Source organism: Synechococcus sp. H55.10 (assembly GCF_047502715.1).
Lineage (GTDB): Bacteria > Cyanobacteriota > Cyanobacteriia > Thermostichales > Thermostichaceae > Thermostichus.
The window spans coordinates 21,945-43,022 of sequence record NZ_JANSJJ010000004.1; the positions used below are offsets into that span (position 1 = coordinate 21,945).

21 protein-coding genes and 1 other RNA gene are annotated in these 21,078 nt (G+C 61.0%); 10 read left to right on the forward strand and 12 right to left on the reverse strand.

Annotated features, from left to right (window positions below; translation table 11 throughout):
• The 9 genes from NW858_RS00330 (at position 1) to NW858_RS00370 (ending at position 6,442) form a co-directional block, all read left to right on the forward strand.
• The gene (locus tag NW858_RS00330) at positions 1–726 is read left to right on the forward strand and encodes an energy-coupling factor ABC transporter ATP-binding protein (RefSeq protein WP_414333183.1); all 726 of its coding nucleotides are present in this window, start codon (positions 1–3) and stop codon (positions 724–726) included.
• Between the two features lie 528 nt (positions 727–1,254).
• Complete coding sequence (locus NW858_RS00335) at positions 1,255–1,563, forward strand: carbon dioxide-concentrating mechanism protein CcmK (protein WP_011430450.1); 309 nt, start codon at positions 1,255–1,257, stop codon at positions 1,561–1,563.
• Positions 1,564–1,637: 74 nt separating this feature from the next.
• Positions 1,638–1,979: a carbon dioxide-concentrating mechanism protein CcmK gene (locus NW858_RS00340; RefSeq protein WP_011433395.1), complete on the forward strand. Its 342-nt coding sequence runs from the start codon at positions 1,638–1,640 to the stop codon at positions 1,977–1,979.
• A complete protein-coding gene (locus tag NW858_RS00345) occupies positions 1,979–2,278 on the forward strand; it encodes a EutN/CcmL family microcompartment protein (protein ID WP_414519271.1) in 300 nt (99 codons plus the stop codon). Before NW858_RS00340 ends, NW858_RS00345 begins: the two co-directional genes overlap by 1 nt.
• Before the next feature lie 63 nt (positions 2,279–2,341).
• A complete protein-coding gene (locus NW858_RS00350; protein WP_414519273.1) occupies positions 2,342–4,324 on the forward strand; it encodes a ribulose bisphosphate carboxylase small subunit in 1,983 nt (660 codons plus the stop codon).
• A gap of 63 nt (positions 4,325–4,387) precedes the next feature.
• On the forward strand, positions 4,388–5,029 hold the full coding sequence (locus tag NW858_RS00355) for a hypothetical protein (RefSeq protein WP_414333190.1): 642 nt from the start codon (positions 4,388–4,390) through the stop codon (positions 5,027–5,029).
• Positions 5,030–5,061: 32 nt separating this feature from the next.
• A complete protein-coding gene (locus NW858_RS00360) occupies positions 5,062–5,778 on the forward strand; it encodes a carbon dioxide-concentrating mechanism protein CcmK (protein ID WP_414333192.1) in 717 nt (238 codons plus the stop codon).
• A 72-nt stretch (positions 5,779–5,850) separates the two neighbouring features.
• Positions 5,851–5,948: signal recognition particle sRNA small type (ffs, locus tag NW858_RS00365), an RNA gene on the forward strand.
• A gap of 80 nt (positions 5,949–6,028) precedes the next feature.
• A complete protein-coding gene (locus NW858_RS00370; protein ID WP_414333194.1) occupies positions 6,029–6,442 on the forward strand; it encodes a hypothetical protein in 414 nt (137 codons plus the stop codon).
• 19 nt (positions 6,443–6,461) lie between these two features.
• Here the strand turns inward: NW858_RS00370 and serS are convergent, their stop codons facing one another.
• The 4 genes from serS to NW858_RS00390 all read right to left on the reverse strand — a co-directional run bounded on the left by serS (position 6,462) and on the right by NW858_RS00390 (position 11,007).
• The gene (serS, locus tag NW858_RS00375; protein ID WP_414337797.1) at positions 6,462–7,784 is read right to left on the reverse strand and encodes a serine--tRNA ligase; all 1,323 of its coding nucleotides are present in this window, start codon (positions 7,782–7,784) and stop codon (positions 6,462–6,464) included.
• A 34-nt stretch (positions 7,785–7,818) separates the two neighbouring features.
• Positions 7,819–8,811 carry a ketol-acid reductoisomerase gene (gene ilvC, locus NW858_RS00380; RefSeq protein ID WP_414333196.1) on the reverse strand — a complete coding sequence of 331 codons (993 nt, stop codon included), beginning with the start codon at positions 8,809–8,811 and terminating at the stop codon, positions 7,819–7,821.
• 90 nt (positions 8,812–8,901) lie between these two features.
• Entirely contained in the window at positions 8,902–10,359 is a 1,458-nt protein-coding gene (locus NW858_RS00385) for a glycosyltransferase (protein WP_414367915.1), read from the reverse strand.
• A 186-nt stretch (positions 10,360–10,545) separates the two neighbouring features.
• The gene (locus tag NW858_RS00390; RefSeq protein ID WP_414333200.1) at positions 10,546–11,007 is read right to left on the reverse strand and encodes a YlqD family protein; all 462 of its coding nucleotides are present in this window, start codon (positions 11,005–11,007) and stop codon (positions 10,546–10,548) included.
• 270 nt (positions 11,008–11,277) lie between these two features.
• Here NW858_RS00390 and hemC point away from each other — a divergent pair, with 270 nt between their 5' ends.
• Positions 11,278–12,264 carry a hydroxymethylbilane synthase gene (hemC, locus tag NW858_RS00395; RefSeq protein ID WP_414337793.1) on the forward strand — a complete coding sequence of 329 codons (987 nt, stop codon included), beginning with the start codon at positions 11,278–11,280 and terminating at the stop codon, positions 12,262–12,264.
• A 12-nt stretch (positions 12,265–12,276) separates the two neighbouring features.
• Here hemC and NW858_RS00400 read toward each other — a convergent pair whose 3' ends face one another.
• The 8 genes from NW858_RS00400 to NW858_RS00435 form a co-directional block, all read right to left on the reverse strand.
• Positions 12,277–13,716 (reverse strand): DUF2157 domain-containing protein, encoded by a 1,440-nt coding sequence (locus tag NW858_RS00400; RefSeq protein WP_414519276.1) that lies wholly within the window; start codon positions 13,714–13,716, stop codon positions 12,277–12,279.
• 7 nt (positions 13,717–13,723) lie between these two features.
• Positions 13,724–14,521 (reverse strand): phosphoribosylaminoimidazolesuccinocarboxamide synthase, encoded by a 798-nt coding sequence (gene purC, locus NW858_RS00405; RefSeq protein WP_414519278.1) that lies wholly within the window; start codon positions 14,519–14,521, stop codon positions 13,724–13,726.
• Between the two features lie 9 nt (positions 14,522–14,530).
• Positions 14,531–15,967, reverse strand: coding sequence for a sugar transferase (locus NW858_RS00410; protein ID WP_414519280.1), 1,437 nt, complete (start codon positions 15,965–15,967; stop codon positions 14,531–14,533).
• A gap of 154 nt (positions 15,968–16,121) precedes the next feature.
• The gene (locus NW858_RS00415) at positions 16,122–16,871 is read right to left on the reverse strand and encodes a class I SAM-dependent methyltransferase (RefSeq protein WP_414519282.1); all 750 of its coding nucleotides are present in this window, start codon (positions 16,869–16,871) and stop codon (positions 16,122–16,124) included.
• Positions 16,872–17,029: 158 nt separating this feature from the next.
• Positions 17,030–17,830: an FAD-dependent thymidylate synthase gene (thyX, locus tag NW858_RS00420; protein WP_414347198.1), complete on the reverse strand. Its 801-nt coding sequence runs from the start codon at positions 17,828–17,830 to the stop codon at positions 17,030–17,032.
• 45 nt (positions 17,831–17,875) lie between these two features.
• Positions 17,876–18,658: a DUF4397 domain-containing protein gene (locus tag NW858_RS00425; protein WP_414333210.1), complete on the reverse strand. Its 783-nt coding sequence runs from the start codon at positions 18,656–18,658 to the stop codon at positions 17,876–17,878.
• A gap of 185 nt (positions 18,659–18,843) precedes the next feature.
• A complete protein-coding gene (locus tag NW858_RS00430; RefSeq protein ID WP_414333212.1) occupies positions 18,844–20,112 on the reverse strand; it encodes a bifunctional sterol desaturase/short chain dehydrogenase in 1,269 nt (422 codons plus the stop codon).
• 259 nt (positions 20,113–20,371) lie between these two features.
• Positions 20,372–20,914: a DUF192 domain-containing protein gene (locus tag NW858_RS00435; RefSeq protein WP_414335919.1), complete on the reverse strand. Its 543-nt coding sequence runs from the start codon at positions 20,912–20,914 to the stop codon at positions 20,372–20,374.
• Between the last annotated feature and the right edge of the window lie 164 nt (positions 20,915–21,078).

The window sequence follows — 21,078 nt, forward strand, 5'->3', positions numbered from 1 at the left end:
ATGAACCCGGTGCCGGCGGTGGAGGTCAACCAATTGTGGATAGCTTATCCCGGCCATCCGCCGGTGCTGCAAGGGCTGGATCTGCGGGTCGAGGTTGGGCAGCATCTGGGGGTGATCGGCCCCAATGGCGCCGGCAAAACCACTCTGTTCCTCACCCTCTGTGGCCTGTTGCCCCTCTGCTCTGGCCAGGTGAGCTTGTTTGGCCAGCCGCTGCAGCCCGGCCAGTTTCGCCCCGAGGTGGGCTTGGTGTTTCAAGATCCCAATGACCAATTGTTTGCCCCATCGGTGGCCGAAGATGTGGCCTTTGGGCCGCGCAACCTGGGACGTTCTGAGGCGGAGATCGCGACTGCAGTTGAGGCCGCCCTGCAGATGACCGGCACCCTGCACCTGGCCGCTCGCCCACCCCATCATCTCTCCGGTGGGGAAAAGCGCATGGTCGCCATTGCCGGGATCCTGGCGATGCAACCCCGGTTGGTGCTCTACGACGAGCCAACGGCCAACCTCGATTTGCGAGCTCGGCGACGGTTGATGACCTTTTTGCAACAGGCTGCCCACACTTTTCTGCTGGCTTCCCACGATCTGGAGCTGATCCTGGCGGTGTGCGATCAGGTGATTCTCCTAGATCAAGGCCGCATCTGGGCCCAGGGATCCCCGGCCCACCTGATGAGCCAAGCCGACCTCATGGAAGCCCATGGCTTGGAAGTGCCCCCCTCGCTGCGCCGATAACGGCAAAAATTGAACAGATGTCAAGAATTATTTTTGAATTGATAACAATTTTGCCTCTCTTAATCAAAAGCTATCGCGCTAATTAAAAATATTGATTTTCGTCCAGGATTAAATGGGGATATCATTTTGTTAAGTCGGGGGATCCCTTCTCTGGGCCGTCCTCATCGATTTTGTATGATCGATTTTGTGCAAGAAAGATGGGGACTTAGCTTAGAGTTGGCAGCTTTGCCCGCCGGAGTGACAGTTGCGGTTAACGCTGATGGCTCCTACGACCTTTTCTGGCTTCAGTCTGATTGGGTCTGAGGTCGGCGGCTGGGCAGGGCCTTCCCTGTGGGGAGGTCTGTGTCGGCGGGGGTAGGTGTTCTGGGAAAAGCTGTCCATCGAGGTTTGGGCAGAGGATCTCTCAGATGAGTCCGAGGGAGAGTGCAGGATCGAACCCAATAAGCCAAATCAATTTGCAGATCGATTGGCCTTATTGCCGGGTTCGGCAACGTTCAGGAACTGAGTGTTCAAAAGTGGAGAGTTGATATGCCTATTGCAGTTGGAATGATCGAAACCCGCGGGTTCCCGGCAGTGGTGGAAGCTGCCGACGCTATGGTCAAAGCAGCCCGCGTTACCCTGGTGGGTTATGAAAAAATCGGCAGCGGTCGGGTCACCGTGATCGTGCGGGGGGATGTCTCGGAGGTGCAGGCCTCGGTGGCTGCCGGTTTGGAGTCTGCCAAGCGGGTGAGTGGCGGTGAGATTCTCTCCCACCACATCATCGCCCGGCCCCACGAGAACCTGGAGTTTGTGCTGCCCATCCGCTACACCGAGGCGGTGGAGCAGTTCCGCACCTAGTTCCTCTGAAGAGGATTCAGAAGCTGCCGCCGATCCCTAGAGTTCGCACCCCATTTTCAGCGTAAGGAGTACCTATGGCTATTGCAGTTGGAATGATCGAAACCCTGGGCTTCCCGGCAGTGGTGGAAGCTGCCGACGCCATGGTCAAAGCAGCCCGCGTTACCCTGGTGGGCTACGAAAAAATCAGCAGCGGTCGGGTCACCGTGATCGTGCGGGGGGATGTCTCTGAGGTGCAAGCTTCGGTGGCTGCCGGCATTGACTCGGTGAAGCGGGTAAACGGCGGCCAGTTGTTGTCTTGGCACATTATCGCCCGTCCTCACGAAAACCTCGAGTACGTGTTGCCCATTCGCTACACCGAGGATGTGGCCCAGTTCCGCGAAGGGGTGAATGCCATCCGTCCCTTCACCCGTCCCTGATGCGTATCGCCATTGTGCGGGGCACCGTCACCAGCACCCAAAAGGATCCCAGCCTGACGGGCGTGAAGTTTTTGTTGGTGCAGTATGTCGATCTCGAGGGTCAGCCGCAACCCGACTATGCAGTGGCTGCCGATCCGGTGGGGGCGGGCACCGACGAGTGGGTGCTGATCAGCCAAGGCAGCGCTGCTCGCCAGCCGCAGGGAAACCAGACCCGCCCGCTGGATGCGGTGGTGATGGCGATCATCGATACCGTCAGCGTTGGCGGTCGCCCCCTCTACAACAAGCGCGATCAACGCTAGCTGGGATCCCTTAGCTCTCTTGCTGCCCTTGTCCGCCCTACTGTGTTCTAGAGGCTCACGGTTATGCCTGCTCACACCTATGCTGCACCGCCAACGCCTTGGTCTCGCCGACTGGCGGAGCCCCAGATCGATCCCACCGCCTACGTGCATTCTTTTTCCAACCTCATTGGGGATGTGCGGGTGGAACCGGAGGTGCTGATCGCTCCGGGAACTTCCATTCGTGCTGACGAGGGATCCCCCTTCCACATTGGCGCCAGATCCAACATTCAGGATGGGGTGGTCATCCACGGTCTGGAACAGGGGCGGGTGATAGGAGAAGACGGCCAGCCCTACTCGGTTTGGATCGGCAGAAACACCTCTATTGCCCACATGGCTTTGATCCACGGGCCTGCCTACGTGGGCAACGATTGCTTTATCGGCTTCCGCTCCACGGTGTTCAATGCTCGGGTGGGGGATGGCTGCATCATCATGTTGCATTGTCTGATCCAGGATGTGGAGATCCCCCCCGGCAAGTATGTGCCTTCTGGATCCATCATCACCACGCAGGCGGAGGCCGACCGGCTGCCGGACGTCCAAGATAGCGACGCCAAGTTTGCCCAGCACGTGATCGGCATCAACCAAGCCCTGCGGGAGGGCTACCAGTGCAGCGAAAACCTCGTCTGTATCGCCCCCATTCGCAACGAACTGCAGTCGCGCGCTTCTAACTCAACGGCTACGGAGACAGCACCCATGACCCATTCCTCCCATCGCGCCAATGGCCGGAACGGCGGCGGATCGGCTCTCAAGCCGGAGGTGGTGGAGCAAATTCGCGCCCTGTTGGCCCAAGGCTATCGCGTGGGCCTGGAATATGCCGATGAGCGTCGCTTCCGCACCTCCTCCTGGCAAAGCGGCAGCCCAATTGCCAGCACCCACGAGGCGGAGGTGGTGCAATCGCTGGGGGCCATCCTGGCGGAGCACCAAGGCGAATATGTGCGCCTGCTGGGGATCGATCCCAAGGCCAAACGGCGGGTGCTGGAGCAGATCATCCAAACCCCTGCTGGGCCGGCGCTGGTCTCTGGGATCCCCGGCCGCGTCTCGGCAGCTGCTGCCCCAGGTTCTGGTACATCTGGCTTTCGCTCTGACGCAGGGCTGGAGGAGGAGATCCGGACGCTCTTGGCGCAGGGGTATCGCGTCGGCCTGGAGGTGGCCGATGTCCGCCGCTACCGCACCTCTTCCTGGCAGACTTTGGGCAATTGGAGCGGCTCGGCCCAAGAGATCCTGGCCGCTGTACAGGCGGCCCTGGCCGAACATAGGGGAGAGTATGTGCGCCTGCTGGGGATCGATCCCAAGGCCAAACAGCGGGTGCTGGAGAAGGTGATTCAAACCCCGCAAGGCCAGGTGAGCGGCAGTCCTGCAGGCGGGGGCGCGATGACAGATACAGTTCCTGCGGCAGGTGGCAGTGCTGGCCTGGATCTGGAGGTGCAGGAGGAGGTGCACCGGCTGCTGGCCCAGGGCTATCGCATCGGCTACGAGTATGCCGACGAGCGTCGCTTCAAAACCTCTTCCTGGCAGAGCGGGCCGGCCATTCGTGCCACCCGCGGGCCGGAGGTGTTGGCCAAGCTGACGGCTGCCCTGGCCGAACATAGGGGAGAGTATGTGCGCCTGCTGGGGATCGATCCCAAGGCCAAACGGCGGGTCTACGAGCGCATCATCCAAACCCCTGGCGGCAGGTCGGCGACGGCTTCCGCCCCCGCAACTCAAGGATCCGCTGCTCCCGGTGCTTCTTTTTCTCCCACCCCTGGCACCCGCCTCAGCAGCGAAGTGGTGGCTCAGGTGCAGCAATTGCTCAGCCAAGGCTACCGCATCGGCACCGAACATGCGGACAAGCGCCGTTTTCGCACGTCTTCTTGGCAAAGCTGCAGCCCCATCGAGGCCACCCAGGTGCCCCAGGTGGTGGCGGCTCTGGAAGCCTGCCTGGAGGAACATCGCGGCGAATACGTTCGCCTGCTGGGGATTGATCCCAAGGCCAAACGGCGGGTGCTGGAGCAGATCATCCAAACTCCTTGAGGGATCTCCATTTTTCTTGACCTCTGTTGGCTCAAGCCCAACCCCCCAGCGATGAGGAGCACCTTGGCCTCGACTTTGCCCGACTCCATGACGCTCCGCGCCTTGCCCGGCCAGAACGACGAAACTCGCTATCTTGTCAGTGGTGAGGTGCAGGTGGAGGCGGGGGCAGGCATTGGGGCAGGGGTGCTGCTGCGGGCCAACCCCGGCTGTCGGATCCAGATTGGGCGAGGCGTCTGTATCGGCATGGGATCTGTTCTGCACGCCTGTGGGGGATCCCTCATCGTGGAGGCGGGAGCAACCTTGGGAATGGGGGTGCTGGTGATCGGGCAGGGCACCATCGGCAAAAATGCCTGCATTGGCTCGGAAACCACGCTGCTCAATTGTTCGGTGCTCAGCCAAGCGGTGATCCCTCCCGGCTCCCTGCTTGGGGATCCCACCTATGGTTTCGCTCTCCAGGACGGCAAGCCCACCCAGGCAGAGCCCTCGCCAGCAACAGGGGAAATGGCTCCAGCAACGCGGCCTGAGCCGGTTCCTCCCAGTTCTCCGGTGGCCAACGTCGAAAAGCAAACCCAAGAAAAATCCGGCTCCCCCAAGACCAAGACGCGCAAGCTCAACGGGATCCCCGGCCATTCGGAATTGGATCGCCTCTTGGGCAAGATCTATCCCTATCGGCAGGTGCTTTCTTCTGGGGATGGCCGGCTCTGACGGCTAAACTGGCATGAGTGGTTAGGAGGCCGATGTCAACCTCTCTGGGCCTGATTCAGACGCGCAGCTTTCCGGTCATTGTGCGCATTGCCGACGCCATGACCAAATCGGCAGGCGTGACCCTGATCGGCTTCGAGAAGATCTCAGGAGGCTACTGTACGGCGATTGTGCGGGGGGGAATTGCCGACGTGCGCATTGCCATTGAGGAGGGAATTGAGCTGGCCCGCCAGTTCGAGCAAGAGGAGATCTCCAGTTTGGTGATCCCGCGCCCCCTGCCCAACTTAGAAGCGGTGCTGCCGATTAGCAGCAAGCTGTCTCAACTGGCCCAAAACCGCGGCTACAGCCGCCTCAGCAACTTGGCCGTGGGCCTGTTGGAAACCCGCGGCTTCCCGGCCATGGTGGGGGCTGCCGACACGATGCTGAAAACGGCGGATGTCCAGTTGGCGGCCTACGAGACCATTGGAGACGGCCTCTGTACGGCCATCATTCGAGGCACGGTGGCCAACGTGGCCATTGCCATCGATGCGGGTATGTACGAGGCGGAACGTATCGGCGAGCTGAACGCGGTGGCCGTGATCCCGCGCCCCCTCGACGAGTTGGAGCAGGCGCTGCCGGTGGCCAGTTGTTTTGTGGCCCAGCCCGTTACCCTGCCGGTAACCCTTCCTCAAGTTCAGGAACAGGAAGTGCGGCGCAGCGATGCGGCTGTGGAGCGGATCCCGGTTTACCTGGAGCCGCCTGAAACTCCCTAGCCCCGCCGACCGATCCATCCTCACCCAAGAAAGCCGAGCAAGGCAGAGGGGAAAAGTGCTAGGCTAATCAAAGACCTGGGTCCGTGCAGCTCCGACGCCCAAACCGTGTCAGGATCGGAAGATAGCAGCACCACGGGATGCTCAGAGCAGGCGCGTCAACCCGGGTCGCCCCTTGCTTCTCCATGTTTCTTTCTGCTGGGTCATTCTCGGTCAAGCTTTTCTTCCTTTTGTCCTGGCAGCCCACCACGCTATGTCCGAGACAGATAATCCCCTCGCCAATTGGGCACAGAAGGCTTTCTACTTCGGCATGGGTTTGGCTGCTGTGGCGGCAGACAACGCCGCAAAGGTGGCCGGCAAGGCGGGTAGCCGTCTGCTGGAGCTGCGCAAGCAGGCACAAGCTTTGGTGGACGAACTGGTGGAGCGGGGGGCGATGACTGCTGAAGAGGCGCGGGCCTACATGGATGCCATTGCTGCCAATGCCAATCGCAAGGGGGAGGAAAGGCAAACTGCCGGCCCCCGCAGGATTAACATCGATGACATCAGCGATGCCGAGGTGGAGGCAAGCACTGCCATCGAACTTTCGGAAGCAGCCCGTCTGCGCCAGAAAATTGCCGAATTGCAGGCAGAACTAGACCGCATCAAGAAGGAAGCCAGAAACTCCTGAGTTCGCCATCCCGACTTTGCTAGTGAGGCCAACCGGAGGGAGCAGCCTGGAGGATCCCATCTTGCGAGAGAAAGCGAGAGCTGAGAAAGGGGCGCAGCGCCTGGGGAATGCGAATCGAGCCATCCGGCTGTTGGTGATTTTCCAACAGGGCAGCTAGGGAGCGCCCCACCGCCAAGCCGGAGCCGTTCAGAGTGTGGACGAAGTAGGTGCCTTTTTGCCCGGCCTCTTTGTAGCGCAGGTTGGCGCGGCGCGCCTGAAAGTCCCAGCAGTTGGAGCAACTGGAGATCTCGCGGTACTGATTTTGGGAGGGGAACCACACCTCCAGATCAAAACATCGGGCCGCTGAAAATCCCAGATCGCCGGTACACAGCTCCACCACCCGGTAGGGCAGTTCCAACATCTGCAAGATGGCCTCGGCATCTTGCACCAGCTTTTCGTGTTCGGCTTCCGATTGATCTGGGCGAGTGACCTTGACCAACTCCACTTTTTGAAACTGGTGCAGCCGGATCAGGCCCTTGGTGTCGCGGCCATAGCTGCCGGCCTCGCGGCGAAAACAAGGGGTGTAAGCACAAAAGTAGAGAGGGAGAGCTTCCGCAGGGATCACCTCATCCCGGTACAGGTTGGTGAGGGGTACCTCCGCCGTCGGGATCAGCCACAAGTCATCGTCGGCGCAGCGAAAGCTCTCCTCGGCAAACTTGGGCAACTGCCCCGTCCCCTGCAAAGCGGCGCTGTTGACCAACAAGGGCGGGATCACCTCGGTGTAGCCGGCGGCAAGGTGGCGCTCCAGCATCATGGCGATCAAGGCCCGCTCCAGAGCCGCCCCCGCCCCCACCATGGCTACAAAGCGACTCTGGGCCACCTTGACGGCGCGGCCAATCTCCAAGAGACCCAGGTTCTCGGCAATTTCGTCGTGGGGAAGGACGGGATGGGCGGGTTTCAGCTCATCTCCCCAGCGGCGCACCTCCACGTTGTCGGCCGCATCTCGGCCCACCGGCACGCTGGGCAGGGGCAGGTTGGGGAGGGTGAGCAGCCGGGCGCGCATCTCCTCCTCCAGCTCCCGTTCTTGCTGCTCCAGTTGGGCGATCTCGGCCTTGAGATCTGCCCCCTGCTGCCGCAGAGCCGCCACTGCGGAACCTTGGGGATCCGCTCCCTGACGGATGAGCTCGCCGACTTTCTTGCCGAGGCTGTTGCTTTCTGCCTGCAAGGATCCGCGGCGAGTCTCCAACTGGCGCCGCTCCCGATCCAACTGTAGGATCCCGTCCAGATCGACCGTCGCCCCGCGCTTGTCCAGGGCTTGGCGTACCTGTTCTGGGCGATCCCGCAGCAGCTTCAGATCCAGCACAGAGATTGCCTACCCTCGGCTCCAGATACCCAACCTATTTCTTCAGCCAGCTGAACATGGCCCGCAGCTCCTTGCCCACCTGCTCGAGGGGGTGTTCCGCCTCGCGGCGGCGCATCGCCGTAAACCCTGGCTTGCCGGCCTGGTTTTCCAAGACAAACTCGCGGGCAAATTGACCGCTTTGGATCTCGGCGAGGATCCGTTTCATTTCGGCGCGGGTTTGCTCCGTGATGATGCGGGGGCCACGGGTGTAGTCGCCGTACTCTGCCGTGTTGGAGATGCTGTGGCGCATCTTTTCCAGGCCACCTTCGACGATGAGATCCACGATTAGCTTAACTTCGTGCAGGCACTCGAAGTAGGCCAGTTCCGGTTGGTAGCCCGCTTCCACCAGGGTCTCAAACCCCGCCTTGATCAGAGCCGTGAGGCCGCCACAGAGCACCACCTGCTCCCCAAAGAGATCCGTTTCCGTCTCTTCCCGAAAGCTGGTCTCCAAAATACCGGCCCGCGTGCCGCCGATCCCTTTGGCGTAGGCCATGGCCCGCTCCCGCGCCATCCCGGAGGCATCCTGATGGACGGCAAACAGGCAGGGCACCCCTTGACCTTCTTGGTAGGTGCGCCGCACCAAGTGTCCAGGGCCTTTGGGGGCGACCATGATGACATCCACATCTGCCGGCGGCTGGATCTGGCCAAAGTGGATGTTGAAGCCGTGGGCAAAGAGGAGCACGTTCCCCGGCTGCAAATGCGGGCGGATCTCGCTCTGGAAAACGGCCTTTTGCACCTCATCGGGCAGCAGGATCATCACCCAGTCGGCGGCAGCCGCAGCATCTGCTACGGTCTTGACCGTCAACCCGTCCTGCTCCGCTTTGGGCCAAGAGGGGCTGCCGGGATAGAGGCCGACGAGGACGTTGACACCACTGTCGCGCAGGTTAAGGGCGTGGGCATGGCCTTGGCTGCCATAGCCGATGATGGCAACGGTTTTGTCGGCCAGAAGCTCCAGGTTGGCGTCGGGGTCGTAGTAGAGGCGAGCCATGGTCGAGCAGGGGTACTGGGTGTCTTGTGAGCAGGTGCTTGACTAGGATAGCAGGAACCAAGGGATCCCTGAACACTCCAGTTGCCCAGATCAGACTCCGTGATGAACGGTTTTCACCCACCTCAGGCGCTTGGGCTGCACACACATGCGAGCGGTTGTGGCGATCATCACCGGCAGCCAGTGGAGCATGTAGACCAAGCCAAGGGCAGTGTGCCACCAAAGCTGCCGTCCGCGCAAGCCTTCCACGTGACGCAGCCCCCGGTAAAAGGCCACCGTCAGGCAGCCCATCACCAGGGCGTTCAAAGGCAGCAGCACAGAAGAGTGGCCTGTCAACAGCACCCAGAGGGTATCGGGAACCAAGGCCATCGGCAGCAGATACTGAGAAATAAAAAAGGCCCAGAGATCCACCGTTTTGGCCATGCCCATGCGGCGACCGAGGATCCCCGGCCAGTAGTCGAGATAGCGCTGATAGCCTCCTTCCGCCCAGCGGCAGCGCTGATGCCAGAGACTTTTCCAGGAGGTGACTCCTTCTTCAACAATGGCCGGCTCCGTCAAGAAGGCAATATCTACGCCCGCCAGGTGCAGCTTAAAGGTGAGATCCAGATCATCGGTGAGTGTGGCCTCGTTCCAACCACCGCACTTTTCCAAGACATCTCGCCGCACCAATTGGCCGTTGCCGCGTAGCTCGCCAATACCTCTTACGGCCACCCGCTGCTGCTGCAAGTAGGCATCGGAGGCCATTTCCGCCACCTGGCCCAGCGTCCAGAAGTTGACGTTGGGGTTGCCCAGGGCCTTGCGCACCTGAACGGCGCCCACTGCCCGTCTGCTGAAACGGCTGCGCAAGCGGGATGGAGTCCTTCCCACTTGAACAAACAAGGGCAGAGTGCGGACAAGAAAATCGGAGGGCACCACAGCATCGGCATCGCAGACCAGGATGATCTCTCCTTGGGTCAGGGGCAATACCTCGTTGAGGGCACCAGATTTGCCTCCTCCTTGCCCCGGCTGCCGCCGGTAGACCCGTAGGTGCGGGATCTGCTTCTGGGCTTCCCGCAGAACGTCAGGGGTGGCATCGCTGCTGGCATCGTCAATGGCCCACAGCTCCAGATGGCTGGTGGGGTAGCGGAGCTGGGTCAAGCTGTGCAACAGCCGCGGGAGCACTGCGCTTTCGTTTTTGGCCGGGATCAAAACGGCCACGCGGGGCAGGGCCAGCCCACTCAACTCCGCATCCGGCTGCCTCGGTGGGACGGAGCCCTTATCCGTTGATCCAGGATCCCGGCAGGTCACGTCGCCAGAAGGAAGTCGCAGGGGGGGTGGGGAGGCTGCCGGCTGCAGACGAAATAACCGACTAATGTGGATCACCATGAACGTGGCCAACCCCATGGTGATCCAGCGAGCCGTCGGCAGCACATGCATTAGGCTGACCACTCCCCACACCATGGCCAGAACCAGCAGAGCCTTGAGGCGGCGGCGTTGGGCCGAGGTCAGCAGCCAGTCGGGAAGATGCAGATCCTCAAGGGGCTCCGGCTCTGACCAGACGAACTCAGACACAGGAATCCTCCCACGGGCGCCAATGTTAACCACCCCCGCCAACTTATCGGGACTTTATTCCGAAGGCTGTTAAGAGGCTGTTACTTATTGTCACCTATTGTGCCGGCGAAACAGAGTTCTTGAGTTTCTGCAGGCGAGAAAAGTTGGGGATCCCTAGCTCCGGTTCTCCGGCAAGAGGCGAGGAGCCTAGGGGTTGCCGCGAATCTCCTTGATCACCCCATCTTCCAGGAGGATCTCGACCTGCATTTTCTGGATCAGGTTGTCTCCTTTTTGGACGCGGAAGAAGCTCTCCACGTTGCCCTGCAGCACTTCTTGGTTGAGCTCCAGGGTGGTCAGTTGGTTGATCTGTTGCAACAGTTGATTTTTCTGATCCAAGAGCCGGATCTTCTGCTCATTCACGCGGCTTTTCACCGCTTCCACCTGTTGGAGGACTTGGGGGCTGTTGGGGTTAGAGCTCTGTTTTTCCAGTTCGGCAATGGCCCGCTTGCCCTGAAACTCCAGTTGTTGCATCTGAGCATCGGTGGCTTCGATCTGCCGCTCCAATTGCTCCTGCATTTCCTTTTTCCAAAGGGGGGTGACCACCACCTTGATGGGGATGTTGCGCTTAAGCAGTAGCTGAGTGCCGTTGCTGACGTTGTTTTCTTCCATAGAACCTATCCAGGCAGACGACCAACCAAACTGGGATTGTAGAAATCTCCCCTAAAAGCTCTGGGTTTGGGGAAGAGGAGCTCAACAGAAGGAATTTTCCCCCGCCGAGCCGGAGAATCCATCTATTTATCCTACTGGCTGGGATCCCCGCAGTAAAGTCTCGGCTGGGGGGAAATGGCGGTTTTGGTTAAGGATCTTGAAGGCCGCTGCCCTGCGGCGGCGCAGATTCGGCTAGCGTGAAAGACGGTGTTCTCGGATTTTGCAGCAGCCATGAGCGAACTGGCCTCAACTCCCTGGCAACCCTCGGCTGGGGCTGCCCGGCCGGTGCGGATCGCCTCCCGCAAAAGCGAGCTGGCCTTGGCCCAGACCCACTGGGTCATGGAGCAGTTGCAGGCCCACCATCCGGGGTTGCCCCTAGAGCTGCACACCCTTTCCACCCAGGGAGACATCATCCTGGATGTGGCGCTGGCCAAAATCGGCGACAAGGGCCTATTTACCAAGGAGTTGGAGGTTAGCCTGCTCAACGGCAGCAGCGACCTGGCGGTGCACAGCCTCAAGGATTTGCCCACCCGCTTGCCAGAAGGCTTGGTGTTGGGGGCCATCACCCGGCGGGAGGATCCTCTGGACGCTTTGGTGGTGCGGGAGGAGCTGCGCGGCTACCACCTGGCCACCCTACCAGCAGGGACGGTGATCGGCACTTCCTCTTTGCGGCGACTGGCCCAACTGCGCCACGCCTTTCCCCACCTGCAGTTTAAGGACGTGCGGGGCAACCTCAACACTCGCTTGGCCAAGCTGGATCGGGGGGAGTACGACGGCCTGATCTTGGCGGTGGCCGGGCTAAAGCGCCTGGGCCAAGCACAGCGGATCCACGAGGTGCTAGATCCCAGCGTGTCCTTGTACGCCGTTGGCCAGGGATCCCTCGGCATCGAGTGCCGGCAGGGGGACGAGCGGATCCTGGAGCTCATTCAACCCTTGGCCGATGGGGAGGCCACAGCCCGCTGTTTGGCCGAGCGAGCTTTCTTGCGGGCTTTGGAGGGGGGCTGTCAGGTGCCCATCGGCGTCCACAGCCAAGTCCAGGGGGAAGAGCTGCACCTAACCGGCATGGTGGCCGACCTAGAGGGGCGACGGCTGATCCGCGATACCCAAACGGGATCCACTGCTGATCCGGAAGCGGTGGGAATCTCCCTGGCGGAAAAGCTGAAGCAACAGGGGGCCGACGAAATCCTGCAGGCCATTTTTGCCCAGGCTCGCCGCTAGACTGCCTGGTTTTCAGGGTCGCGGAGCCGGCGGTAGGGATCGGTTTAGCCGCTGCTCAACCTTCAGCCCCACCCAGATCACGCCGATCCCGCAGGCCACCAACACCGCCGACTTGGCCAAGAGGCCGGTCTCGTACTCGAAAAAGCGGGTCAGCACCACCAGGGTTAGCCCCAATAGCCCCTGCCAGAAGCGCCCCCGCAGCCCCTGCTGCAACCCTTCCCAGCAGAGGATCGCCGACAATCCCACCAGCAGCAGGGTCAGGATCCAGGGGGCCAAGAAGGCCAGGGCCACTCTTGAGGTCAAGTTCCTAGAAACAGCATTGCTGATCACCAGCAAAAGGGCCAGGGTAATCAGGGAGAGGAAAACGACGGCATCCTTGAGCCAGGCGGAAATGGGCTGGGATCTCTTGGCCTGCCACCCCTGCCACCAGCCCCAGCCGGCCAGCAGCAGCAACCCTGCCGCCGACAAGCTTGCCCAGGGATCCACAGCCTGGAACAGAGGTGAGGGGTCGGGATCCCAGTCCCAGGGGTCACGGAAGCTCCAGACGTAGAGCAAGAAACCCAGCCCCAGCAAAGCCAGGCCCTCCGCCGTCGGGATCAGATCCAAGACTTGCTCCTGCTCGCCATCCTGGCCATTTTCTCCGGTCAAAATCCGGCTTAGCCGGTAACCATGGCGTTGGTGCCAAAAGCCCAGCCCCCAGACAACGGCAAGGCCAAGCAGCAGCCAGAGGGTCAAGCCTTCTCCAGAGCTGTCCCAGACCTCTGCCGACCTTTGTAGCGCCAGGCCGAAGTCCACCAAAGCCAGGGCAAAGATCCAGCGGGAGCGGCACCCGTAGGCAAGGGGCAGCAGTAGGGCCAGGGCCAGCCAGGGGTAGAGGGGATCCAGAGCCGAGCGGATCCCCCTCTGCCACAGGTCAGTCATCCCGGCCAGGGCGAATAAGAGACAGGCCAGGACGCCACTGGGGGTGTGGAACAAGCTGTAGGCCACGGCCAAGCTGCCCGCCCCCCAGGCCAAGAACAAGCCCGCGGCGGATCCCCCCATTTGGAACCACTGGGCCATCAGAATAATGGCGGCTCCCAGGGCCAGCTCCCCGGCAATCAATAGGGCGCTGCCCAAGCGCGGGGATCCCTGCTGCCAAAGTCGCAAGCCGGCCACCTGCAGTCCCACCGTGAGGGCCAGGGATCCCAAGGCTCTGGCCGAGCGGGGAATGGCGTCCCAGTTGGCGGCCACGAAGGAGATCACCCCCAAGCCCACCAGCACGGCGCCCAACAGCAGCAGCACCAGGGTAAAGCGGCTGGCGGCTGTTCGCGGCAAGCTATCGAGTTGGTAGTACTCCCGCAGGCGATCCCGCTGCGCCGGCTGAATCAGCCCCTGCTCCACCCAGGTGTCCAACAGGTCGGCCAGTTGGCGGCGGAAGCGGTCGTCGGGGCCAGAGGAGCGGGGGGAAGTCATGGCACCCTCACCCCCTGCCCCTCTCCCAGCCCTCACCCCCGGCCCCTCTCCCTGAGGGAGAGGGGAGATTAGAATCGGTAGCCTGGAGCACTCGCTGCAGCACCTCTTGGTAGCCGGCTGCTGGATCGCCGAGATCAAAGCGAAAGAGGTCTTTATCCAGCACCCGCGGCTCAGTCCCTTCTAGATCCCACAGGCGGCAGGTGTCGGGGCTGATCTCGTCCGCCAGCCAGATCTCCCCTTGCTCGTCCAGGCCAAACTCCAGCTTAAAGTCCACCAGCTCCAGCCGGCAGCGCCGCCAGAAGTTGCGAAGGTGAGTGTTGACCGCCAAGGCCAGGGATCCCAGCTTCTCCACTTGCTCTGGCGTGGCCAGGTGCAACAGGCGGATGTGGTCGGGGGTTACCAAGGGATCCCCCAAGGCGTCGTTTTTGTAGTAAAACTCCACCAGCGGCGGCTCGATGGGCAGGCCCTGCTCCAGGCCTAGGCGCCGGCAGAGGCTGCCGGCCGTGCGGTTGCGCACCACCACTTCCAAGGGCAGGATCCGCAGGGCGCGCACCTGCATCTCTCGAGGGCCGGTCTGGGCCAAAAAGTGGTTGCGGATGCCCTGCTGCGCCAGGTAGGCAAACACCCGGCTGGAGACGGTGCAGTTGACCTCCCCCTTGCCGGCGATGGATCCCCGCTTTTGGGCGTTGAAGGCCGTGGCGTCGTCTTTGTATTGGCAGAGGTAAACCTGGGGATCGGCGGTGCGGTAGACCCGCTTGGCCTTGCCCTCGTAGAGGAGCTCTGGGGACGTGGGTGAGGATGGCATGGGCAACCCCTAATAGCCGGTCAGCCGTCCGCGGATCCCTTGCCAAAGGGTAATGGCGAGGATGCGCAGATCCAGCCACAGAGACCAGTTTTGCACATAGTAGAGATCATACTGGGTGCGGCGGGCAATGCTGGTGTCTCCCCGCAGGCCGTGGATCTGAGCCCAGCCGGTGAGGCCACTTTTCACCAAATGCCGATCCGGATACTTGGGGATCTCCTGGCTAAATTGCTCCACGAAGTAGGGCCGCTCCGGGCGGGGGCCCACCAGGCTCATTTCCCCCTTCAAGACGTTCCAAAGCTGGGGCAGCTCGTCCAGGTTGGTGCGGCGCAAAAAGGCTCCTATCTTGGTTCGGCGCGGATCCCCAGGGCGCGTCCAGCCCGGCTGGCCGGGTGCCTCGGCATCCACCCGCATGGTGCGGAACTTGGCAATCCAAAAGCGGCGCCCATCCAAGCTCACCCGCTCCTGCCAATACAAGATGGGGCCGGGGCTGCTGCAGGCCACCAGCAGGGCGATGACCAAAAATAAGGGGCTGAGCAACACCAGGCCCAGGGAGGCCCCCAGGATGTCTACCGCTCGCTTGAGGAAACGGTTGTGGGCGTAGCGCAGAGGGGGCTGGCGCAGCGTCAGCAGCGGGATCCCGTCCAGGGACTGGAGGCTGAAGTTCACCGTCAAAAAACCGAGGATATCTGGCACCAGCCGCACCTGCACCGACAGGGCCTGCAAGCTGAGCAACAGAGGTGCGTTGGCCAGCTCCGGCTGCCCAAACCACACCTCTTCGATCTCGGGGTGAGCCTGCACATAGGCCACCAGGTGGCTGGGCTCCAGCCGCTCCAGCTTCTGCAAAGGCTCTGGTTCCGGTGCCGAGGGATCCCCGGCCACGGCCCAAGCCTTAATCTCAAACCCCAAGGCTGGGCAGCGCTCCAGCCGCTCCAGCACCTCAGCCAAGAGCAGGCCGGATCCCACCCAGATGACCCTTCGCCGCCCCTGGCCGTGGGCATACAGCCAGCCCATGCCCAGCCGCAGCAGCGCCCGCATCCCCGTCAAGCCGAGCAGGGCCAGCAGGCCGGCATAGCCCACCACCAAGCGCGACAGCGAGACGGAGCGCACGAAAAAGGCCCCCGCCAACACCAAGCCAAAGGTCACCCCCAGCCCCAGCAGCAAACTGACCCATTCCTCAAAGCGAGATAGGCGCTTCGATTCGCCGTATCCTCCCAAGCCGGCCTGAACGCCCCAATAGCTAAGGACTGTCAACAACCCCAGGCCAGCATAAACATCCCAGGGCAAAAGCTGGTGGGGGCGCAAGCTGCGCAGCCAATAAGCCGCCCCGAAGGCCAGCCAAATACAGAGCCCATCCCCCAAACAAGCCAAGGGCACCCACAGGCGATGCGGATCCAAGCTCAGGGTGTAGCCGCGAAAGAAACCCGTCCCGCCAGCGCGATTGGCCAAGAGCTATCTCCTCCAGCAGTTAAGACTGGAAACAATCCTACAGAAAAGCTATCCATTTGAGGCTGCAAGGACTCCGTCTCGCTAGCGCGAACGGCAAAATCGATGTTGACTGAAAAAACTGGTAATAACGGCGAGAAGTTGAGGATTAAGAGGCTCAGTTTCTCAGAGGAGCAATTTTCTTAAGGCTGGCTACCGCTAATAAAGACAGGCCAAAGGGTAGGGAGAACTTAGAAATTAAATAGGCTTCCGCAGCAAAAATCTCGGTTAAAAGCCAATTGATCCAAGGCGAGAGCATGTTTAGATCCTGCTTCTCCTTGAGGCGAAGGCTCTTTTGGGCTAGGCGGATCCCTGCTGCTAATGGAAAGAGAAAGCTGTTGAAAAAGGTAAAGGTATGAATTTGCAGGCCGGCACTCTTGAGTAAAGAGAGAAGTTGTGCTGCTGTGTAGCGTCTCTTGTGGTGATTGAGCTCGTCATGGGCGCTCCACAGCCAGGGGTAGGCCGGTACCGTGATCACCAGGTAGCCGGATGGCTTTAACCTCTGGATGAGAGCTTCCAGAGCTGCTTTGTCTTCCTCCAAATGTTCTAAAACGTCCAGTAGGGCAATAAGGTCAAATTGCTGGGAACCAAAAGGGATCCGATGCGGCAATTCACCTTCGGCCACAATCCCAATGCCGCGGGCCCGGGCCAAAGGCAATGCTATTTCGCTTCTTTCCATGGCCCAGACTTGGCCAAATTGAGACAACATTTCTAGGTTGCCGCCACTGCCACAGCCGGCTTCCAAGATACAAGCCGCGAGCGGAAGAGGGATCCCGGCAATAACCTGCCTGAGAATGCGGCGGCGCCCCACAAACCACCAATGTCGATCTTCTAAGCCCGCCATTTGTTCATAAGCTCTGGGATCCATACAATAGTCGTTCCAAATATTGGGAAACAGCTTGTTAGTTGATCCCTTGCTCCCCTCTCCCACGAGGGGAGAGGGGTTGGGGGTGAGGGTCGAAAGATGACCTTATCCTATACTTTTCCGGTGTTAGAGAACTCCGTCCCGCTTACGCGATTTAGGTTTCAAGGAGAAAGCCTAGCCTTGCCCCAGCGATTTTTGCGGTACCAGGCGGCAACATGAGGGCACCAGGCCTCAAAGTGGGGCCAAATCAGTTCACACAGATACTGAATTTCTCGCTGGGCATCTTCTTTAGCTCGTAAATCCAGAAAATGCATCAAGCTGCGGCAATTAAAAGAGACTACAAAATGTTGGCGGATCCCGTAGCCGATGATGTTACGAGCATCTTCATAAGGCAATCCGCACTCTTCGACCAGGCGATAATAGGCAATGGCCTGACTGCGATACTGCTCAAGAATGATGTTCAGGGCCTCGGGAGAGATGGGCTTGAAGCCTTGGCGGGTTTTGGCCTTGCCTTCTTTGACGCTGGCAGGAACGTAAAACAGAGTTTCCAACTCTTGCAAAGATAACGAGGGCTCCGCGCCGGTTTTGTCGGCAAGAGCAGCGGTTTCGTTGGTGCTCCGAGGCGCAGACAAGAGTCTTTTGCCCAAATCGGCAATTTGCCGGCCTGTATATCGAAAAGATTGAACGTCGAAAGAAACTCCCACTCGATGAGTACGGGCCTGTTGCATGACAGCATGGGGAAAATAGCCCACCCCAAACGTGATCTGAGGGTGCTCAAGAGGCCCATAGTGGCCACGATTGCCCTCCAGCAGATGCCGCACCACGGCCTCTCCATACTTTTCCGGGATCCGGCCCTCTGGGGTAACAAAATCGGGGCTGTAATCTTGGTGCATCGCCTGCCAGATCACCCGTTCGGGATCTGGAGTTTGGCTAAGCACCACCACTTGAAATAAGGCATCCACTGTCAGAAAGCCGTACCCTTTCCCCAAAGTATAGAGGGAAGACACCTAGAGAAGGCGGCGGGCCCGCGTCTCCTCTGCCAGCACCATGTTCAAGCCCGGATTGCTGCGCATCAGCCCCGCCACGTAAAGGGTATAGACTTTCCCCGCCTCTAACTGGAGGTCAAACCGTTGCAAGGGAATGCTCCGGCTGGGAGCCGACTGCACACCTGGCGCGGGGGCTGAAGGAGCTATGGCCACCTGAATTTGGGTAAAGCCGGGGCGCATGGCTTGAAAGGTGGATACTTGTCCGAAGGCCAACTGGGGCAGCAGCACCCGCCCTTGCTCCCCTTGCCATTGCAGGGCCGGCGCATCAGGGGCGGCGTGGACAAACCGCACCAGGGCTTGATCAAACGGCGGATGGATGTTGTCTTCCAATACCAGGGCTGTCATGCGATTTGGCTCGTTGGCAGCCACCACCGAGAACACTCCCCCGCCCCTGAGGTTAGCCACAGTTCTGGCCGCAACCGTTCGCGCTAGCGGAACGGAGTCCTGAGAACTTGCGGGCTGGCCGGGGTTCTCAGGTGTTGAAAACAAAACAATGTCGTACTCGCCCGCCGGCATGCGCACGTACTCGCTCACCGCGCCGTAGGCTATGCTCCGAGCAGCCCTTACCCCTCCCACTTCCAAGTCGATCCGAGGGGCATTGGGGGCCACATGCACCAAGCGCACCTGGACCTCAGAAACTCCCGCAGATGCCGAAGGCATCGGGATGGCACAGCCGGACAAAAGCCCCGGCATTAAAGCCCCACCCACCACGCAGAGGACTGCGCTCACCCACTGTCGCACCATAGTTTATGCTCACTCCCACTCCTCACACCCAACGCTCAGTAGGGATCGAGCAGAAGGGCCCTCTCGCTCCCCAAAAGTTCGGTTCGGCGCAAGGGATCCCCTCCACTGACGCCAAAGAACCTGCTCTTGTCTTACCCCAGTTTTGCGCCTGATGCCATAGAGCCGGGCAGGATTTGCCGGCCCCCCTAAATCAAAGGGATCCCGGCGACAGGATCAAGAAGAACTGGGCGAGAAGAGCGGCGGCTGAACAAGCGGAAATAGGTGCTGACGGCCAACTCTTTCAGCGGGAAAAGCAGGTAGGTGAGGGGGTTGATGGTGACAATGATGTTGCGGCAGTCGCGTTTGGCCTGGGCCAGGATCTGGGCGGCCACCCAATCGCCTGACATCACTCCAATGGGATTGAGCTGGCTCTTGAAGGGACCGAGGATGAGTTTGCGCACCACGCAGGGAGCGTCCAGGCGGCGCAGGGTAACCAAATCTCCTAGGGCCCGCTTGGAGAGCTCGTAGAGGGGGCTGAAGGCAGGGCTGACCTCGGCTTCTGAGGTGTTCACCCAAACCTCTTTGGTGGCCATCTCTGGGTTGTTGCGAACTGTCTGGAAGAACAGCTCCATCAGCCGCCAAGCCGAGAAAGTGTTGACGGCGTAGGACTGGCGGACAGACTCGGGATCCCGCTCCCCATGCACGTTGAGGCCGTGGTTGATCACCAAGATATCGACCCGCTCCAGGAGTTCGGCCAGGGATCCCTCCTGCCCCACCTGCCAGCGAACGGTCTCCACCGGCTGGGGCTGGCCGTCCACTTCGATGGCAACCGAATCCGCATGGGAGCTGAGGGCGATGACTTTGGCGCCGTAGCGGTGACAGTGCTGCAAGAGGGCCCGGCCCAGGGTGCCGGAGGCGCCGGTGATGGCCACACGCTTGCCTTTCAGGGAGAGACTGGTGCCCATAATCCGATCCACCAAGGTCAAGGTGCCGCAAAAGTAGGCGTTGGTATCGTCGAAGTGGTGCCGCCAGTGGTAGGCGCGGTTCACATGCCACTGGCTGGGGGGAGCGGGGAAAGGCCCCGGCTGGTGGGTGATATCCGTCTGCAGAGCCAGCCCATAGCCCCGCAACATGCCGGCCACCCAGAAACTGGCCGAATAGAGCACTCCCACTACTGCTGCCAGGCCGTAGAAGAGGGATCCCTGGCCCAACAGCACCACCCAGGGGATCCCGGCTAGAACCATCGTCGCCGCTTCGGGGACATCGTGGTGCCACTGGGATTCTCGGTACAGCTTCGGGTCTACCACGCTGAGATCGGGGCGGAACAGGCGGTGGTGCAGGGTGTGCTTGGGCATCAGCCAGGGCCAGAGGTGGGCCAGCCAATGGCGCACATCTCGCACGATCTCCGCCCAAAGGACGGAAGCCAAGGCAATGGCTCCCACCGCTAGCCACTGAGTTACGCTGCTAACATCCATAGGGCTTTGCCGACAGTAGCCGAACCATCCTGGGCTCGCCGTCGCCTCTTGGCATCAACCTCACACAGTTGGCGACCCTCAAAAATCATCGCAAAGATCGTTGATAAAGACCATCCTAGACCGCGAGCAAGACGGCCAACGGCAGCCTTTGGGATCCCTTCCCTCACCCCTGGCCCCTCTCCCTGAGGCACCCAAGCGCTCCGCGCCGCTCACGCGACCACCCCCGGCCCCTCTCCCTGAGGGAGAGGGGGGAGAGAGATCAAGGGGTGGGGGGCGGAAGCTTGCGGATCTCTACAGCGTCTCCCACCTGCAAGCCCAGGGCTGCAGCCGTCCCGCCGCGGAACTCCAGCACGCCATCTACCAACTGGTCAGAGGGTGGCCCATAGACGGGGCAGGGTTGGGCGGGGCAGCCGGGCACATCGGCAGCGATGTACACCACCTGACCTTGGCGGAGAAAGATAATGTCCAGGTTAAGCGGCGTGTTGAACATCCAGAAGGCAGCCGGCTGGGGCGGGTCGAAGGGAAACCACATGCCGCGATCAGGCGGCAAATCGGTGCGAAACATCAGGCCCAGCCGCTGTTGCTCGGGGGTGCGGGCCACTTCCAGCTCAAAGCGCTTGCCGGCAATGGTTACTTCCGCTTCCACCGGCAGGTGCTGGGGCTGCCCTTTGGCCGGGGTCGAGCTGGCAACGGCTGCCGTCTCCTGGGCTTCTCCTCCAGCAGTACATCCCAGCAGCAGAGCCAGGCCCAAGGCGATCCCGCTCGCTGTGACAGCCTGGCGCTCTCTTGCCCACCAACTCATCCCTTTCTCCTGCTGAGCTGTGCAGGCTTGATCCTACCCTGCTCTCTGGACTGAAGAGGGAGGGGATCCGCGGCAAGTTTGCCGGGATCTCCTGCGGGCTTTGGCCTGTCGATCTCACCTCAAGCGCAGCCGCAATGGCCGGCCTGGGCAAGAGCCATCCACCC

What these genes read in the sequence shown, in the direction of transcription:
- NW858_RS00430 (WP_414333212.1), bottom strand. Translation starts at nt 20,112, where the DNA reads ATGGATGTTAGCAGCGTAACTCAGTGGCTAGCGGTGGGAGCCATTGCC.
- NW858_RS00335 (WP_011430450.1), top strand. Translation starts at nt 1,255, where the DNA reads ATGCCTATTGCAGTTGGAATGATCGAAACCCGCGGGTTCCCGGCAGTG.
- purC (WP_414519278.1), bottom strand. Translation starts at nt 14,521, where the DNA reads ATGCCATCCTCACCCACGTCCCCAGAGCTCCTCTACGAGGGCAAGGCC.
- NW858_RS00425 (WP_414333210.1), bottom strand. Translation starts at nt 18,658, where the DNA reads ATGGTGCGACAGTGGGTGAGCGCAGTCCTCTGCGTGGTGGGTGGGGCT.
- NW858_RS00360 (WP_414333192.1), top strand. Translation starts at nt 5,062, where the DNA reads ATGTCAACCTCTCTGGGCCTGATTCAGACGCGCAGCTTTCCGGTCATT.
- NW858_RS00390 (WP_414333200.1), bottom strand. Translation starts at nt 11,007, where the DNA reads ATGGAAGAAAACAACGTCAGCAACGGCACTCAGCTACTGCTTAAGCGC.
- NW858_RS00400 (WP_414519276.1), bottom strand. Translation starts at nt 13,716, where the DNA reads ATGACTTCCCCCCGCTCCTCTGGCCCCGACGACCGCTTCCGCCGCCAA.
- NW858_RS00370 (WP_414333194.1), top strand. Translation starts at nt 6,029, where the DNA reads ATGTCCGAGACAGATAATCCCCTCGCCAATTGGGCACAGAAGGCTTTC.
- NW858_RS00435 (WP_414335919.1), bottom strand. Translation starts at nt 20,914, where the DNA reads ATGAGTTGGTGGGCAAGAGAGCGCCAGGCTGTCACAGCGAGCGGGATC.
- ilvC (WP_414333196.1), bottom strand. Translation starts at nt 8,811, where the DNA reads ATGGCTCGCCTCTACTACGACCCCGACGCCAACCTGGAGCTTCTGGCC.
- NW858_RS00345 (WP_414519271.1), top strand. Translation starts at nt 1,979, where the DNA reads ATGCGTATCGCCATTGTGCGGGGCACCGTCACCAGCACCCAAAAGGAT.
- NW858_RS00350 (WP_414519273.1), top strand. Translation starts at nt 2,342, where the DNA reads ATGCCTGCTCACACCTATGCTGCACCGCCAACGCCTTGGTCTCGCCGA.
- hemC (WP_414337793.1), top strand. Translation starts at nt 11,278, where the DNA reads ATGAGCGAACTGGCCTCAACTCCCTGGCAACCCTCGGCTGGGGCTGCC.
- NW858_RS00340 (WP_011433395.1), top strand. Translation starts at nt 1,638, where the DNA reads ATGGCTATTGCAGTTGGAATGATCGAAACCCTGGGCTTCCCGGCAGTG.
- NW858_RS00415 (WP_414519282.1), bottom strand. Translation starts at nt 16,871, where the DNA reads ATGGATCCCAGAGCTTATGAACAAATGGCGGGCTTAGAAGATCGACAT.
- NW858_RS00330 (WP_414333183.1), top strand. Translation starts at nt 1, where the DNA reads ATGAACCCGGTGCCGGCGGTGGAGGTCAACCAATTGTGGATAGCTTAT.